Consider the following 16,653-nt stretch of genomic DNA (forward strand, 5'->3'; position numbering starts at 1 on the left):
ATTGACAAAAATAAACTTAGAGTATAGAATGTAAACAATAAATAAATATTTTTAAAAGCAAAGAAGAGAAATAGTATATAGTTTTTATTTTTACAGAGAGATTTCGTTTGGTGAAAGAAATTAAAATAAGATTATTGAACACATCTCAGAGCATAGCACCGAGAAAGTAATTCATGTAGGCTGTTACGGTAGTACCCGTTATAGTACAAAGGTATCGTCTTATGACCGTACCTATAGAGGTTAGTATCGTGAGGTACTGACAAAAAGAGGTGGAACCACGAAGTTATACTCTCGTCCTCTAGTTTAAGCTAGAGAACGGGAGTTTTTTTATTTAATAAATAAACTTGCTATCTCGTATTATTTGAATGAAAATTATATAATATAAAGTCAGAATTTTTAGTTAATTGCATTTAAAAATAAAAGGAGGATAAAAATGAAAAAGATAATGAAAAAAATGATATTTATGGTTACAGTATTTTCTATGGTATTTATGATGACAGGGTGTTTTGCAAATAATAATAAAGGTAAGGATAAGATTATAATAGGATTTGACAATACATTTGTACCAATGGGATTTTTAGATGAAAATGGTGATGTGGTAGGGTTTGATGTGGATTTAGCAAAAGAAGCATTTAAAAGACTTGGAAAAGAAGTAGAGTTTCAACCAATAGACTGGTCTATGAAAGAAACAGAATTAAATAATGGAAATGTAGATGTATTATGGAATGGATATTCACTAAATGAAGAAAGAGAAAAGATTGTTTCTTTTTCAAATCCATATTTAAAAAATAAACAAGTTATAGTGACAATGAGTAATTCAAATATAAATACAAAAGAAGATTTAAAAGGAAAAGAAGTAGGAACACAACAAGGTTCAACAGCTCAGGAAGCAGTAGAAGATGATAAAAGTTTTATAAAAACATTAAAAAATGGAAATATAGTACTATATGATACATATGATAAAGCTCTTAGAGATTTGGAAATAGGAAGAACATCTGCTGTTGTGGGAGATGAAGTTCTAATAAGATATTATATATCACAAAAAGGAGAAGAAAAATATAAAATTTTAGAAGAAAATTTTGGATTTGAAGATTATGTAGTAGCATTTGCAAAAGATAATACAAGTTTAAGAGATGATATTAATAAAGAATTGAAATCGATGAAAAATGATAAGACAATAGATAAAATATATAAAAAATGGTTTAAATAAATAAAATTGAGGTGAAAAATTATGATAGAAGGAATAAAAATAGTGATAGTTTTATTTGCTATAACACTTATCTTATCTATTCCAGCAGGAATAATGGTGTCAATTTTAAGGATTTCAAAAAATAAAATAATTGAAAAGATAGTAGAATTTTATATATTGATAATGAGAGGAACACCACTTCTTCTTCAGATGATAGTTATATTTTATGGACTACCACTTATAGGAATTAGATTTGATAGATTCGCAGCAGGAGTAGTAGCCTTTTTCTTTAACTATACAGCATATTTTGCAGAAATTTTTAGAGGTGGAATACAGTCAATAGATAAAGGACAGTATGAAGCAGCATATGTACTTGGATTTGATAAAATTTCATTATATAGAAAAATAATATTACCTCAAGTTATAAAAAGAGTTTTAGCTCCCATTTCAAACGAAGTAATAACTTTAGTTAAAGATACTTCGTTAGTATATATTTTAGGTTTAAACGATATACTAAGAGTATCTCAAATTGCAATGAATAGAGAAGGAAGTTTATTACCTTTAATGTATGCAGGATTAATATATTTGGTATTTATTGGAATATTAACAAAGATATTTGCAAAACTTGAAGAAAAATATTCTTACTATAATTAAATTTAAAGATAATTTTAATTAATTAGAATTATTTTAATTCAATAAAATAATAATTTAGTGGGTGAATATAATGATAAGAATAAAAAATTTAAATAAAAGCTTTAAAAATATAAAAATTTTAAAAGATGTATCATTTGACATTGAAGATAGTGAAGTAGTAGTTTTACTTGGTGAATCTGGTGCTGGAAAAACAACACTTATGAGATGTATAAATGGTTTAGAAGAATTTGATTCTGGAGAAATTATTTTAAATGATAAGATATTAAAAAATCATAACGATATGGAAAAGATAAGGGGTAAAATAGGTATGGTATTTCAAAACTTTAATTTATTTCCACATCTAACCGTTTTAGAAAATATTATAGAAGCACCAGTAAATGTATTTAAAAAAGAAAAAGAAAAAGCTATAAATGAGGCAAAAGAAATATTAAAAATAGTTAATATGGACGAAAAATTGAATTTTTATCCATATCAATTATCAGGAGGACAAAAGCAAAGAGTTGCGATTGCAAGAGCTTGTGCATTAAATCCAAAGATAATGTGTTTTGATGAACCAACATCTGCATTAGATCCAGAGTCTATAAAAAATGTAATTAGCATAATCAATAATTTAAAAGAAAAAGGAATGTCTATCTTAATAGTAACTCATGATATAGGTTTTTGTTATGAAATTGCTGATAAAATGATAAAAATTGAAGATGGAATTATAAAAGAAATAGTAAAAAATGAAAAATAAAAAATCGGTTGTACGGCTTAAATTTAATATTTGAATGTAAAAAGAATTGAATTAAACATATATTTTCGATAATATAATATATGTAATATTAATCGAAATTAAAAATAATTATATAAAATAATATTAATTTAGGAGGAAATGTATGGAAGGAATAAAGATTTTTTCAGATAGTACATGCGATTTATCAAAAGAAGAAGTGAATAGAATGGATATAGGAATAGTTCCGTTAACAATAAATTTTGAAGAAAAATTATATAAAGAAGGATTGGATATAAATACAGGTGAAGTTTTAGGTAAAGTAAAAGAATTAGGTGTACTTCCAAAAACATCAGCACCTTCTCCAGCAGAATTTTATGAAGCATTTAAACCGTATGTAGAAAAAGGAGATAGTATAATTTATATAGGTTTATCATCAAAAATATCATCAACTGTATCTAATGCGATAATAGCAAAAAATATGTTTGATAATAATGAAAATATATATGTTATAGATTCTTTAAATCTATGTGGTGGAATAGGTGGATTAGTAAGAATAGCATATAATTTTTTAGAAGAAGGATGTCCAATAGAAGAGACAGTAAAAAATGTAGAAAAAATTCTTCACAAATATAAATTATTTTTCACTATGGATAAGTTAGATTATTTATACAAAGGTGGAAGATGTAGTGGAATGCAGTTTGTACTTGGAAGTACTTTTGGAGTAAAACCTATAATAGAAATGACAACAGATGGTCTTGGAGTTTGGAAAAAGACTAGAGGAAAGAAAAAAGCTATAGAATTGATGCTTGAAGAAGCAGAAAGAGATAAAGATAAAATATATAATGATGAAATTCATATTGCAGCTATAACAGGAAGTGAAAAAGAGTTAGAAAATATAAAAGAAGAACTTATAAAAAGAACTGGTATAACAAAATTTCATGAATACAGCGTAGGTTGTACTATAGCAAGTCATTGTGGAGAGGGTACAGTTGGTTTTGGATATTTTTTAAAGTAATTAAATGATAGTAGTTTATCAATATATGTTAATTATAAAATAAAATATAAATTAAAGTAAAAAGACTAAAATCTAATTGATATAGATTTTAGTCTTTTTAAAAATTCAAAATATAAATATATTATACTAAATATTTATTTAGTTATAAACATTTTAATTTATTTATTTAAAGTGAATTTAGAAGCATATTTTTCTCTTAATTCAGCAACTTTTTCTTCATAAGCTTTAAGTTGTTTCACTTGAGATAATTTTCCAAGTATTTCATCTTTAACTTCTTCAAATTTAGAAACACCAGCTTCATGACGTTCTTCAACTTTTATTATATGGTAACCAAACTGAGTTTTAACTGGTTCTGATAATTCACCTTCATTCATAGTAAATACAGCTTCTTCAAATTCAGGAACCATCTGTCCTTTTCCGAATAATCCAAGATCTCCACCTTGCATATTAGAAGGGCAATCAGAATAATCCATAGCAGCTTGTTCAAAAGTTTTTTCGCCAGATTTGATTTCTTCAGCTATTTCTTTAGCTCTTTTTTCAGCAGCTTCAAATTCATCATCAGAAGTAGCTTTTATAAGGATATGTTTAGCTTTAGCCATTTCATCAGTTTTAAATTCATCTTGATGTTCTTCAAAGTAAGCTTTAGCTTCTTCTTCAGTTGGCATAGCAGACATGAATAACTGATTTAATGCATGCTGTTTTAACATATTTACAGTAACCTGTTCCATTAGAGCTTTAAATTCTTCTGTTTCTTCAACTTTGTTTTCTAAAGCTTCAACATAGAATAATTCTTGGTTTACAAGATCATCTAATAATCTTTTTTTACCTTCTTCACTCTGGAACCGCATCTGCTGTTGAGGGTGCATAGTTCTTATTGCATTATCTAAGTCTATGTTAGATATTTCTCTACCATTAATAGTAGCTAATACTTTTCTTTCCATGATAAGTACTCCTTCTTTAACCAAAATATATTTCTATTTATAATATAACAGAAAAAAATGTATTTGTCTAAACATATTACATATTAATAGAAAATAGTGAGTGCTAATAATAATAAAAATGACATTATACCAACAACACCTTCATCATTTTTTTTCTTAAAAACTTCTCTATAAGAAAAGTATAAATATATAAAAATAGATATTAGTTTAAGATAAAAAATAGGTATATTTTTGGGAAACAGTACAAAACTAAAAAGAGAAGTAACAAATGCTATTATGCTACTGATTCTATAAAAAAACATCATAGATTCTTTTTGTTCTGGCTTTGATTTGAAATATCTAATTATAAATAATATAAAATAAATTCCAGCAAAAAAAGAATATGTAAGAAACATTAAGTATTCCAATTTTCTACTAGAAATGACATTCCATTTATACCACATTATAGGCCAAAAAGATAATGTTAAAAATCTAAAATATTTTTCAAATAAATTATCTGATTCTAAAATTTTAATCATAATAAAAGTCCTCTCATTTAAAATAAAGGAGAAATCAAAATTTGATAGCATAAAGGCTCCTGCTAAAAGCAGAAGCCTAGATTTTAAAACTATCTGTTATTATTTGTAACTACTATTGCCATTTTTGATTCTGCATTATAGCTTATTTGTACTAGCTGATTTCTTCTTATATGTTCTAAATCTTCTCCACCATAACGTATTTCTAATTTTATTGGTTTTTTACCTTGTTTTATTATGGCTACATAATTATTTTTATCTCTTTTTTCAAGAGATACTAAAGTTCCTACATAAGGTGTGAAAGATTGATATTTTTCAGCTTGTTTTTTAATAACAAAGAATGAAATTATAGCTATTACTATGTTTATTGCAAAAGTTATCCAACCATTTATATGAAGATATATTCCTCCAAATAATACAAAAAGCATTATTATAACAGGAACTATAGTTTTCTTTAATATTATTTTACCTAATATTTCGTTGGCTTTTTTTTCTGGGCCTGACATAGTTTTAGATCTTGCGAATGATTCTGCAAATCTCTGTTTTAAACTCATTTTTCTCCTCCTATAAAATTATAATTAAAATGATAATAACAATATTCTGCTTGTAGCCAGAATTTTATTTATTATGTAAATTATTATATTTCTGTTATTTTATACAATAAAGCAAAATATATCTATAATTTTAGCATAAAAATAAAAAAAAATAAATAAATACAAAAGAAAAAATATAAATTTATAATTATTAAAGATATATTAAGATTGAAAAAAATCAATAAGGGTATTAAAATTAAAAATAGTAAATTATAGGAGAATGAAAATGACAAAATTAGAGGAAATATTAAAAGACAATGAAAAATTTGTTTTATCAAAAGGATATGAAGATTTTTCTACATCAAAAAAACCAAATAGAAAGATTGTAATATTATCATGTATGGATACTAGATTGACATCTCTTTTACCAAGTGCAATGAATATAAAAAATGGAGATGTTAAACTTATAAAAAATGCGGGTGCAGTAGTTACACATCCATTTGGAAGTACTATGAGAAGTATAATAGTATCTATTTGTGAGTTTGATGTAGATGAAGTTATGGTTGTAGGACATTATGAATGTGGTATGTGTAATGAAAATACTGAAGAAATGATAGAAAAGATAAAGGAAAAAGGTATATCAGATGAAGTTATAGATACTTTAGAAAAGGCTGGTATAAATCTAAAAAAATGGCTACATGGATTTGATTCAGTAGAACAATCTATAGTAGATACAGTAAAAACTATAAAAGAACATCCATTAATTCCAAAAGATATTGTGGTGCATGGATTAGCTATGGATCCATATACAGGAAAAATCGATGTAATAGTAGATGGTTACAAAAATAAATAGATCTAAAAAATGTGTACTAAAAAATAATCATAAAAATTTTAATAAATTATAAAATTGCACTAATATCTATAATATATAACTATTAATAGAAAGATGAGTAGTAGAATTATATATTTATATGTGCAATTTTTTTATGTTATAAATTGATTGAAATAAAAAATTATTGTATATTAAAATAATTTAGTTTACAATAATAATTAATCTTTAGTAATAATTAATATGATTATAAAAAAATTAAAATGTAATGTAAAAAATTAATAATTATTCTAAAAATAAAAATTTATTGAAAGGAAGATAGTTATGCTGAAAATACTAAAATATTTAAAAAAATCATCAATATCAGTAGTAGCAATAGTTTTACTTTTGATGGTTCAAGCATTATGTGATATATCACTTCCAGATTATACATCTAAAATAGTAAATATTGGTATTCAACAAGGTGGTATAGAAAATGCAGTCCCAGAAGTAATAAAAGAAGATGATTTAAAAAAATTAATGATTTTTATTGATGCTAATAAGCAAAGTCAAGTCAAAGATTACTATCACTTGATAAAATATAAAGATACAGAAAGTGATTCTTATAAAAAAAATATAGATAAATATCCAGCACTTAAAAATGAAAATTTATATGTTTTAAAGGATATAGATAAAGATGAGTTAAAAGATTTAAATGAACTACTTTCAAAATCTGAAATGGCTTTATTGACAATAGAAAATAATAAAAATCAAGATAATAAAATAAAAGAGTCTATTTTAAAAAGTTTTCCAATTGAATTATCTGTAAAAATGAAAGATAAGTCATTGATAGAAATTATGGAGTATTTGCCAAAAGAAAAAACAAATGCCATAAAGAAAGAAATAATGAAAAAAATTGAGAAAATGCCAGATAGCATAATCGAACAAAGTGCAATAATCTATGTAAATAAAGAATATAAAAGTATAGGGATTGATATGGATAGACTACAAAATAAATCTATACTTAAATCAGGAACTCAAATGATAGCAATAGCAATACTTAGTATGTTTGTTACAATAATAGTTACTTTTTTAGCAGCAAAAGTTGCAGCTAAATTAGGAAAAACTCTTAGAACAGATGTATATGAGAAAGTAATGTCATTTTCAAATGAGGAAATGAAAAAATACTCTACAGCATCATTAATAACAAGAAGCACAAATGATATACAACAAATTCAAGTTATGATGGTTATGATACTTAGATTTATATTCTATGCTCCTATGATGGCAGTTATGGGAATTTTTAAGGTTGTAAATACGAATGTTTCTATGACATGGATAATAGGCGTTGCAGTTATTTTTATAGTATTTTTACTATCCATATTATTTACATTTGTAATGCCTAAATTTAAATTAGTTCAAAAATTAGTAGATAGATTGAATTTAGTTTCAAGAGAAATAATAACAGGAATAATGCCGATAAGAGCATTTAGTAATCAAGAATATGAAGAAAAAAGATTTGAAGAAGCAAATAGAAATCTTACAAAAGTAAATATATTTGTAAATAGAATAATGTCATTTATGATGCCTTCTATGATTCTTGTAATGAATTTAATAGGAATACTTATAGTCTACAAAGGAACATATAGTATAGATTCAGGAACAATGCAAGTTGGGGATATGATGGCATTTATTCAATATACAATGCAAATAATAATGTCATTTTTAGTAATTGCAATGATGTCTGTTATGATACCAAGAGCATCTGTATCAGCTAGTCGTATATGTGAAATAATCGAAACCAATCCAACAATAAAAGATTCTTTAGATATTAAGACTTTTAATCCTGATAAAAAAGGAGTTGTAGAATTTAAAAATGTTTCATTTAAATACCCAGATGCAGAGGAAGAAGTATTATCAGATATATCATTTATTGCTAATCCTGGAGAGACCACAGCATTTATAGGAAGTACAGGAAGTGGTAAGTCAACACTTGTAAATTTAATTCCTAGATTTTTTGATGCTACAAAAGGTCAGATATTGGTAGATGGAACTGATATAAGAGATGTTAAACAATTTGAACTAAGAGAAAAAATTGGATATGTTCCTCAAAAGGGAATATTATTTACAGGGACAATAGCTTCTAATCTAAGATATGGAAATAGAAATGCAACTGATGATGAAATCAAAGAAGCTGCTGATATAGCTCAAGCTAGTGAATTTATAAATTCAAAACCAGAAGGAGTAGAATTTAAAATAGCACAAGGTGGTACAAATGTATCTGGAGGACAAAAGCAAAGATTATCAATAGCTAGAGCTATAGCTAAAAATCCAGAAATATATATATTTGACGATAGTTTTTCTGCATTAGATTTAAAAACAGATGCAGCACTTAGAAAAGAATTAAAGAGAAAAACAAGTGAAAGTACAGTTTTAATAGTAGCACAAAGAATAAGTACTATTTTACATGCAGAACAAATAATAGTTTTAGATGAAGGAAAAATAATTGGAAAAGGTACACATGAAGAGCTTTTAAAAACTTGTGAAGTATACAAACAAATAGCTCTATCTCAACTTTCAAAGGAGGAGCTAGGAAATGAATAATAATACAAATAAAATGTCTGGCAGTCCAATGAAACGTGGTCCAATGGGGCATGGTAGGGCAGCTGTTGGAGAAAAAGCAAATAATTTTAAAGGAACAATGATAGAACTTATAAAATACATATCTAAATATAAAATATCATTAGTTGCAGTTTTTTTATTTGCAATAGGAAGTACAATATTTTCAATAACAGGACCTAAAATATTAGGAAAAGCAACAACAAAAATATTTGAAGGTTTAGTAAAAAAGGTATCAGGTAGTGGAGGAATAGATTTTCAATCTATAGAAAAATTACTTTTAATATTAGTAGGGCTTTATTTAATAAGTGCAATTTTTTCATTTATACAGGGGTATTTAATGAGTGGAATATCACAAAAGATATCTTATGAAATGAGAAATCAGATATCAGAAAAAATAAATAGAATGCCTATGAAATATTTTGATACAAAAACACATGGAGAAATTCTTTCAAGGATAACAAATGATGTCGATACACTGGGTATGAGTTTAAATCAAAGTATTACACAGCTTATAACATCTATTACAACAATGGTTGGAATAGTAATAATGATGTTTTCTATAAGTTGGATAATGACATTAGCTATACTTGTCATAATACCTCTTTCTGTATTTGCTGTAAGAAAAGTTGTAGGAAAATCTCAAAAATATTTTAAAAATCAGCAAGTTTTTTTAGGTAATCTAAATGGAATTGTAGAGGAAAATTATGGTGGACATCAAATTGTTAAAGTATTCAATAAAGAAAAAGAATCAATAGAAGAATTTAATAAAGTAAATGATAAATTATACGATTCATCTTGGAAAGCACAATTTTTATCAGGAATAATGCAACCATTAATGGCATTTATAGGTAATTTAGGATATGTTATGGTGTCTATTTTAGGTGGTTGGCTAGTTATAAAAAAAGCAATAGAAGTTGGAGATATACAGTCATTTATACAATATGTAAAAAACTTTACTCAGCCGATAACACAGTTAGCACAAGTTGCAAATCAATTACAATCAACTGCTGCTGCATCTGAAAGAGTATTTGAATTTTTAGCAGAGGAAGAAGAAGATCAAACTGTAATAAATCCTGTAAATATAAATAATATAGAAGGAAATATAGAATTTGAACATGTAAACTTTGGATACAAAGAAAATAAGACTATAATCAACGATTTTTCAATAAATGTCAAAAAAGGTCAGAAAATAGCTATAGTAGGACCAACAGGAGCAGGTAAAACAACTATAATAAAATTATTGATGAGATTTTATGATGTAAATAGTGGTTCTATAAAAATTGATGGACATGATATAAGAAACTTTAATCGCTCAGAACTTAGAGAACTTTTTGGAATGGTGTTACAAGATACATGGTTGTTTAATGCAAGTATAAGGGAAAATATAAAATTTGGGAAATTAAGTGCAACTGATGATGAAATAATTTCTGCGGCAAAATCAGCTAATGTACATCATTTTATAAAAACTCTAAATGATGGTTATGATATGGTCTTAGATGAAGAAGCAAGTAATGTTTCTCAAGGTCAAAAACAATTATTAACAATAGCTAGAGCGATACTTGCAGATCCTAAAATATTGATACTAGATGAAGCTACAAGTTCTGTAGATACAAGAACAGAACTTCTTATACAAAAAGCAATGGATAGATTGATGGAAGGAAGAACAAGTTTCGTAATTGCACATAGATTATCTACTATAAAAGATGCAGATATTATACTTGTGATGAATGAAGGAGATATTGTTGAGCATGGAAATCATGAAGAATTGCTAAAAAAAGGTGGTTTCTATTCAAAATTATATAATTCTCAATTTGAAGAAGATAATTAAATATATATTTAATAAAGTTTGTAATTAAAGCATCTATAAACAAATTGAAATTATGATTGTAAAAATAAATCTATAAAAATATAAAAGTCATAAATTAGCTGAATAAAGTTACTTTATGACTTTTTTTGTTAATTTTTTTTAACAATGAAATGTTTTGTTAAAAAATTTTAATTTTTATGGTAGAATCAAGTTAGTTAGAGGAGGGAAATTATGAAAATAGATTGGAATAGAAAATATACGACAATTGCAGTATATTCTTTTATTGTTATTGCATGTAGTACAATATTTTACTTGATAACTTCTCAAGTAAAAGTTTTTTCTAATAAACTTGGAGATTTTATTGCAATTTTATATCCATTTATAATAGGATTTGCAATAGCATATTTATTAAACTTTATATTGAAGTTTATAGAAGTAAAAGTTATATCTGATAAATTTAAGGAAAAAAATCCTTCTAAAGTTAGAGCTTTTTCAATCATACTTACATATCTAATATCTGGAACGTTATGTTATTTATTCATACACTTTGTGTGGCCTGAACTTTTAGAAAGTATTGTTGGTCTATTCAATGATATTCCAGGATATGTGAATAGTACAACAATAATTATAGACGATTTAATAAAAAAATTTGATCTTACACCTGCAAGTATGCAAATTCTTGAATTAAAGTGGAAAGAACTTACTGATTTTATAATGAACTTTATGACAGATGTAATACCAGTTATAGGTAATACAATTATGATAGTATTATCAAGTTTATGGAATATAGTTTTAGGTGTTATAATATCAATATATCTTTTAAAAGATAAAGAAAAATTCTTTGCTATAGCAAAAAAAATAACTTATGCAGTATTTAGTAGAGAACATTCATATAAGATATTAGAACTAACACACAGAGCCAATAAAATTTTTGGTAAATTTTTAGGTGGGAAAATATTAGATTCATTTATAATAGCCATCATAACATTTATTGTATTAACAGTATTTAAAATGCCATATACATTGCTTGTTACAGTGATAGTTGGTGTAACAAATATAATTCCATTTTTTGGACCGTTCTTTGGTGCGATTCCATCAGTCATACTTGTCCGGTTTGTAAGTCCTATAAAGGCATTTTGGCTATTAATAATAATTCTTATAATACAGCAGATAGATGGAAATATAATAGGTCCTAAAATACTTGGAGATTCTATTGGAGTTTCAGCATTTTGGATATTATTTGCACTTCTTATAGCTGGAAAATTCTTAGGACTAGTTGGTATGCTATTGGGTGTTCCTTTATTTGCATTTATTTATTCTATAATAAAAGATGTTACAGAAGAAAGATTGGATAAAAAAGGATTGCCTGTAAATACAGATGATTATATGAGTTAAAAATAAATTTAAATTTTATTAGATACGCTTTAAATTATATTAGAGATATAAAAATAACTTTTATATCTCTTTTTTATTATTGGAAATTTTTAATTTCACTATTAAAAAGAATAAAGAATTTATTCAAACTATATAAAAAAACTATACATAAATTGACTATTATAGAAAAAATATTTAAATAAAAATAGAATTATAGTAGATGAAGTACATATAATTTAATATATTCTGATATAATGTTATATAGAAAATATAAATTTGTATTATATGACTTAATATAGATTAACAGTATTATGGAGGAATGAAAATGAAACAAGTATATTGTGATAATGGTGCAACATCATTTCCAAAAGCACCTGGTGTTGGAGATGCTATTAAAGAATATATAGAAAGTGTTGGAGGAAATGTAAATAGAGGAACATATTCTTCTGCAATAAATGCTGGATTTGTTGTACTTGAAACTAGAGAAATGTTAGCAGAATTATTTGGTTTTGATAAACCAGAAAATGTTGTATTTACTAGAAATATAACAGAATCATTAAATACAATTATAAAAGGTTTATTAAAAGAAGGTGATCATGTAGTAGTATCATCTGTAGAGCATAATGCTGTTATGAGACCATTAGTTAAATTGCAAGAAACAAAAAATGTAGAATTTACAAGAATTCAATGCAATAAATTAGGAGAAATTGATTTAAATGATATAGAAGATGCAATAAAGGATAACACAAAGGCTATTATAATGACAGCAGCATCAAATGTATGTGGTACAGCACTTCCAATAAAAGAAATAGGGGATATTTGTAAAAAAAATAATATAATATTTGTAGTAGATGCTGCTCAAACAGCAGGAGTATTTGATATGAATATGAAAGAAATGAATATAGATATCCTATGTTTTACAGGACATAAAGGGCTTTTAGGACCACAAGGAGTAGGCGGATTTTTGATAAATGATGAAATTGTAAATCAAGTTGATAGTTTTATAGAAGGTGGAACAGGAAGTAAATCTGATGAAGAAATACAACCTTCTTATATGCCGGATAAATTTGAAAGTGGTACTCCAAATATTCCAGGTATATATGGACTTAATGCATCACTTAAATTTATAAAAGAGGTTGGAGTAGAAAATATACACAAAAAAGAAATGATGCTTACTGAGAAATTTATAAAAGGTATGGAAAAAATAGATGATAGATTTATAGTAGGCAAAAGAGATGTAGAAAATAGAACAGCTGTAGTATCATTAGATTTTATAGGTATGGATAATGGTATAATCTGCCATGAATTGGATAGTAATTATAAAATATCTACTAGACCAGGAATGCACTGTGCACCATCAGCACACAAAACTTTAGGAACTTTCCCACAAGGAACTGTTAGATTTAGTTTTGGATACTTTAATACAGAAGATGAAATCGACTATGTGTTAGATTCTATAAAAAAAGTAATAAAATCATATATGGAATAAGGTATAGAGTAAAATAAAAATATAAAATGAGTATAAAAAAGAAATAATGTAAAATTTAATAATTAATAAAATTACTATAATTTAATAATAAAAACAAAATATTATGTAAACATTGAAAATAGTTGAAAACTATGTAATAATAAAAAAGGGTTAAGATAATTTAAATCTTAACCTTTTTTAATTTTAATTTGAGAATAAGAGTATACAGTTGATTTATAATATTAATTTTGAAAACATAATTATTTAGTATTAAATAATTATGAAAGAGGAGGAAATCGAGAAAATGAATTTTAAAAAAGTTATGTCAGTTTGTATGGCATCGACAATTTTAGCGGGGAGTTTTGCTACAGTAAATGCAGCAGAAAAAGAAGTTATACAAGGGAAAAATATGTATGAAACAGCAGGATTAATAGCGGATAAACAAAAATATGATTCTGTGATACTAGTAAATTTAGATAATTCAATAGCAGATGGACTTTCTGCAAGTGGTTTATCTGGAGCAGCAAATGCACCGATATTACTTACAAAAAAAGACAGTATTCCAGAAGAAACTTTAAAAAGATTAAAAAATGTTAAAAAAGTTTATATAATAGGTCTTGAAGCAGCTATTTCAAAAAAAGTTGAAGATAAATTAAAATGTAATGGTATAAGTGTAGAAAGACTAGGTGGTTCAAATAGAAATAAAACTAGCTATAGTGTTGCTGATAAAATTTCTGAATTAAAAAATATTACTTCAGTAGCAATAACAAATGGGACAAATGGAGAAGCAGATAGTATAAGTATTGCATCTACAGCAGCAAGAGATGCAATGCCAGTTATACTTACAAATGGTAAAACAATAGACTTTAATATAAAAAATAAAAAAGTATATGCAATTGGTGGAACATCAGTAATATCAAATTCTTTAGTAAAATCTACAAATGCAGAAAGATTGGGTGGATCTAATAGATATAAGACAAATGAAATAATATTAAATAAATTCTATCCAAATGTAAATGAGTATTATGTTGCAGATGGATATGATTTAAAAAACGCATTAGTAGGTTCTACTTTAGCAAAAGACGCACCACTTATGCTTGTTTCAAAAGGATCTGACAAATCAGTATTTAAAGGAGCGAGTAAAATATCAAAGATAGGTAATCTAAGTTATAGTATTTATGAGGATTGTTTAAGACGGGCTAGTTCAAATAATATAAATAATATTGCACCTATAAAAGAAAACTTTGATATATTGTCTGAGCCTACATCTACATATGAACAGTGTAGAAGATGGGCAGAAAGTAAAAGAGCATCAGATTTATTCATGGAAATACTTCCAATTTTATACAATACAGCAGTAGAAAATGGAGTAGACCCAACTTTAGTTGTAGCACAATGTGCAAAAGAAACTGGATATTGTAAATTTGGAGGAGTACTGGATGCATCATTTAAAAATACTTGTGGATTAAAAACACCTAATGGAGGTGGAGATTATGATAAAAATGCACACACTAGATTTGATAGTTGGGAAGAAGGAGCATTAGCACAAGTACAACATTTAGCATTATATGCAGGAAAAGAAGGATATCCTTTAGAAAATCCTAAAGATCCAAGACATTTTGCAGATTTATTTGGAAAATGTAAAACTGTTAAGTCTTTATCTAACAATTGGGCTGGAAGTAGCTATGGAGAAGATTTAGAAAAAATGATGAAGGAAATAGTTAGTAAATAGCATATAAACTAAATTTAAATAAAGAAAATAGATAAAAACAATATAATAATTTTTGTACATAGATAAAAACAATGATAAAAATATATTAAAATCACCATTTATAGAAGATACTGATATATAATAAATATGGAAAATTTAAAATAAAAATATTTAAAAATATATTATAGTGTTAAGGAGATAGTTTATGACAACATTAGGATTACCGGAACAATTTGATAAATGGGGAGAAGCTAGAAGAAATGGATTTTTATCTATAAAAAAATTAAAAGAAGAGGGAAAAAGAATAGTAGGAGAGTATTGTACTTTTACACCAACAGAAATAATACTTGCAGCAGGAGCAATTTCAGTTGGTCTTTGTGGAATAAGTGAAGAACCTATACCAGATGCAGAAAAAATACTTCCTAGAAATTTATGTCCACTTATTAAATCTAGTTATGGTCATGCAATAACAGATACATGTCCATACTTTTACTTTAGTGATTTAATAGCAGCTGAAACAACTTGCGATGGTAAAAAGAAAATGTATGAGCAAATGGCTAAAATTAAACCAACTCACATTATGCACCTACCTAATATAGTTGATGAAGGTGGTTTGAAATTATGGGCTGGAGAGATAAAGAGATTTAAAGAAAGATTAGAAGATTTTTATCAAATCACTATAACTGAAGATGATATAAAAAAAGCTATAAAAGATAAAAATGAAGAAAGAGCTCTTTTAATGGAATATTTTAGATTAGGAGCTTTAAATCCACCACCAATGAGTGGTTCTGATATACATAAAGTTCTTTATCGGACACAGTTTAAGTTTGATAGACCTCGGATGAAAGCTGAACTTAGACAGTTAATAGATGATATAAAAGCTGATTATAATTCTGTTGAAAGAAAAAAATCAAATAGACCTAGAATACTTATAACTGGTTCTCCTATAGCAGGGGCAATAAATAAAATAGCACCTGCAATAGAAGAAGCAGGAGGAGATATAGTTGTCTATGAAAATTGTGGTGGTCCAAGATCAAATAGATGGTTAGTTGATGAAGAAAATCCAGATGTATATTATGCACTTGCTGAAGCGTACTTAAAAATAGGTTGCTCATGTATGATGAATAACGATAGAAGAATAGAATTATTAGATGAGTTAATAGATGAATTTAAAATCGATGGAGTTATAGATATATCTCTAACTGCATGTCATACATTCACAGTAGAAAGTGCTAGAATAAAGGAATTTGTTACAAAAGAAAAAGGTGTTGCATTCCTTTCACTTGAAACAGATTATTCTC

14 protein-coding genes and 1 other annotated feature are annotated in these 16,653 nt (G+C 26.2%); of the genes, 11 read left to right on the top strand and 3 right to left on the bottom strand.

Annotated elements, in window-relative coordinates:
* The first annotated feature begins 51 nt into the window (after positions 1–51).
* Positions 52–302 (top strand) — a binding site (T-box leader).
* A gap of 131 nt (positions 303–433) precedes the next feature.
* The 4 genes from Q1J78_RS04820 to Q1J78_RS04835 all read left to right on the top strand — a co-directional run bounded on the left by Q1J78_RS04820 (position 434) and on the right by Q1J78_RS04835 (position 3,573).
* Positions 434–1,210 (top strand): amino acid ABC transporter substrate-binding protein, encoded by a 777-nt coding sequence (locus Q1J78_RS04820; RefSeq protein ID WP_330683239.1) that lies wholly within the window; start codon positions 434–436, stop codon positions 1,208–1,210.
* A gap of 21 nt (positions 1,211–1,231) precedes the next feature.
* Complete coding sequence (locus Q1J78_RS04825) at positions 1,232–1,843, top strand: amino acid ABC transporter permease (protein WP_300279296.1); 612 nt, start codon at positions 1,232–1,234, stop codon at positions 1,841–1,843.
* 70 nt (positions 1,844–1,913) lie between these two features.
* Positions 1,914–2,579: an amino acid ABC transporter ATP-binding protein gene (locus tag Q1J78_RS04830; RefSeq protein ID WP_300279299.1), complete on the top strand. Its 666-nt coding sequence runs from the start codon at positions 1,914–1,916 to the stop codon at positions 2,577–2,579.
* A gap of 142 nt (positions 2,580–2,721) precedes the next feature.
* A complete protein-coding gene (locus tag Q1J78_RS04835) occupies positions 2,722–3,573 on the top strand; it encodes a DegV family protein (RefSeq protein WP_300279302.1) in 852 nt (283 codons plus the stop codon).
* Positions 3,574–3,731: 158 nt separating this feature from the next.
* On the opposite strand, the gene Q1J78_RS04840 is transcribed toward Q1J78_RS04835, so the two are convergent.
* The 3 genes from Q1J78_RS04840 to Q1J78_RS04850 form a co-directional block, all read right to left on the bottom strand.
* Positions 3,732–4,514: a peptidylprolyl isomerase gene (locus tag Q1J78_RS04840; RefSeq protein WP_300279305.1), complete on the bottom strand. Its 783-nt coding sequence runs from the start codon at positions 4,512–4,514 to the stop codon at positions 3,732–3,734.
* Positions 4,515–4,597: 83 nt separating this feature from the next.
* Positions 4,598–5,032 carry a hypothetical protein gene (locus Q1J78_RS04845; RefSeq protein WP_300279309.1) on the bottom strand — a complete coding sequence of 145 codons (435 nt, stop codon included), beginning with the start codon at positions 5,030–5,032 and terminating at the stop codon, positions 4,598–4,600.
* An 89-nt stretch (positions 5,033–5,121) separates the two neighbouring features.
* Complete coding sequence (locus Q1J78_RS04850) at positions 5,122–5,583, bottom strand: hypothetical protein (protein ID WP_300279312.1); 462 nt, start codon at positions 5,581–5,583, stop codon at positions 5,122–5,124.
* Between the two features lie 265 nt (positions 5,584–5,848).
* On the opposite strand from Q1J78_RS04850, the gene Q1J78_RS04855 reads away from it, so the two are divergent.
* The 7 genes from Q1J78_RS04855 to Q1J78_RS04885 form a co-directional block, all read left to right on the top strand.
* Positions 5,849–6,415, top strand: a complete 567-nt coding sequence (locus Q1J78_RS04855) for a beta-class carbonic anhydrase (RefSeq protein ID WP_300279315.1) — start codon at positions 5,849–5,851, stop codon at positions 6,413–6,415.
* 300 nt (positions 6,416–6,715) lie between these two features.
* Positions 6,716–8,974 carry an ABC transporter ATP-binding protein gene (locus Q1J78_RS04860; protein ID WP_300279318.1) on the top strand — a complete coding sequence of 753 codons (2,259 nt, stop codon included), beginning with the start codon at positions 6,716–6,718 and terminating at the stop codon, positions 8,972–8,974.
* Positions 8,967–10,820 (top strand): ABC transporter ATP-binding protein, encoded by a 1,854-nt coding sequence (locus Q1J78_RS04865; protein ID WP_330683240.1) that lies wholly within the window; start codon positions 8,967–8,969, stop codon positions 10,818–10,820. The genes Q1J78_RS04860 and Q1J78_RS04865 overlap by 8 nt, the downstream gene beginning before the upstream one ends.
* A 210-nt stretch (positions 10,821–11,030) precedes the next feature.
* Positions 11,031–12,194, top strand: coding sequence for an AI-2E family transporter (locus Q1J78_RS04870; RefSeq protein WP_300279321.1), 1,164 nt, complete (start codon positions 11,031–11,033; stop codon positions 12,192–12,194).
* A 304-nt stretch (positions 12,195–12,498) separates the two neighbouring features.
* Positions 12,499–13,662: an aminotransferase class V-fold PLP-dependent enzyme gene (locus tag Q1J78_RS04875; RefSeq protein WP_300279324.1), complete on the top strand. Its 1,164-nt coding sequence runs from the start codon at positions 12,499–12,501 to the stop codon at positions 13,660–13,662.
* A gap of 283 nt (positions 13,663–13,945) precedes the next feature.
* Positions 13,946–15,373: a cell wall-binding repeat-containing protein gene (locus Q1J78_RS04880; protein ID WP_300279327.1), complete on the top strand. Its 1,428-nt coding sequence runs from the start codon at positions 13,946–13,948 to the stop codon at positions 15,371–15,373.
* Between the two features lie 184 nt (positions 15,374–15,557).
* On the top strand, positions 15,558–16,653 hold a 1,096-nt coding region (locus Q1J78_RS04885), incomplete at its 3' end, for a double-cubane-cluster-containing anaerobic reductase (protein ID WP_300279330.1).

Origin of the sequence: Peptacetobacter sp., from assembly GCF_029264495.1 — a bacterium.
In the GTDB taxonomy this organism is placed as follows: domain Bacteria; phylum Bacillota; class Clostridia; order Peptostreptococcales; family Peptostreptococcaceae; genus Peptacetobacter.

Bases quoted from the DNA above. Each gene is read 5' to 3' on its own strand.
- Q1J78_RS04820 (WP_330683239.1), top strand. From the start codon at position 434: ATGAAAAAGATAATGAAAAAAATGATATTTATGGTTACAGTATTTTCT.
- Q1J78_RS04825 (WP_300279296.1), top strand. From the start codon at position 1,232: ATGATAGAAGGAATAAAAATAGTGATAGTTTTATTTGCTATAACACTT.
- Q1J78_RS04830 (WP_300279299.1), top strand. From the start codon at position 1,914: ATGATAAGAATAAAAAATTTAAATAAAAGCTTTAAAAATATAAAAATT.
- Q1J78_RS04835 (WP_300279302.1), top strand. From the start codon at position 2,722: ATGGAAGGAATAAAGATTTTTTCAGATAGTACATGCGATTTATCAAAA.
- Q1J78_RS04840 (WP_300279305.1), bottom strand. From the start codon at position 4,514: ATGGAAAGAAAAGTATTAGCTACTATTAATGGTAGAGAAATATCTAAC.
- Q1J78_RS04845 (WP_300279309.1), bottom strand. From the start codon at position 5,032: ATGATTAAAATTTTAGAATCAGATAATTTATTTGAAAAATATTTTAGA.
- Q1J78_RS04850 (WP_300279312.1), bottom strand. From the start codon at position 5,583: ATGAGTTTAAAACAGAGATTTGCAGAATCATTCGCAAGATCTAAAACT.
- Q1J78_RS04855 (WP_300279315.1), top strand. From the start codon at position 5,849: ATGACAAAATTAGAGGAAATATTAAAAGACAATGAAAAATTTGTTTTA.
- Q1J78_RS04860 (WP_300279318.1), top strand. From the start codon at position 6,716: ATGCTGAAAATACTAAAATATTTAAAAAAATCATCAATATCAGTAGTA.
- Q1J78_RS04865 (WP_330683240.1), top strand. From the start codon at position 8,967: ATGAATAATAATACAAATAAAATGTCTGGCAGTCCAATGAAACGTGGT.
- Q1J78_RS04870 (WP_300279321.1), top strand. From the start codon at position 11,031: ATGAAAATAGATTGGAATAGAAAATATACGACAATTGCAGTATATTCT.
- Q1J78_RS04875 (WP_300279324.1), top strand. From the start codon at position 12,499: ATGAAACAAGTATATTGTGATAATGGTGCAACATCATTTCCAAAAGCA.
- Q1J78_RS04880 (WP_300279327.1), top strand. From the start codon at position 13,946: ATGAATTTTAAAAAAGTTATGTCAGTTTGTATGGCATCGACAATTTTA.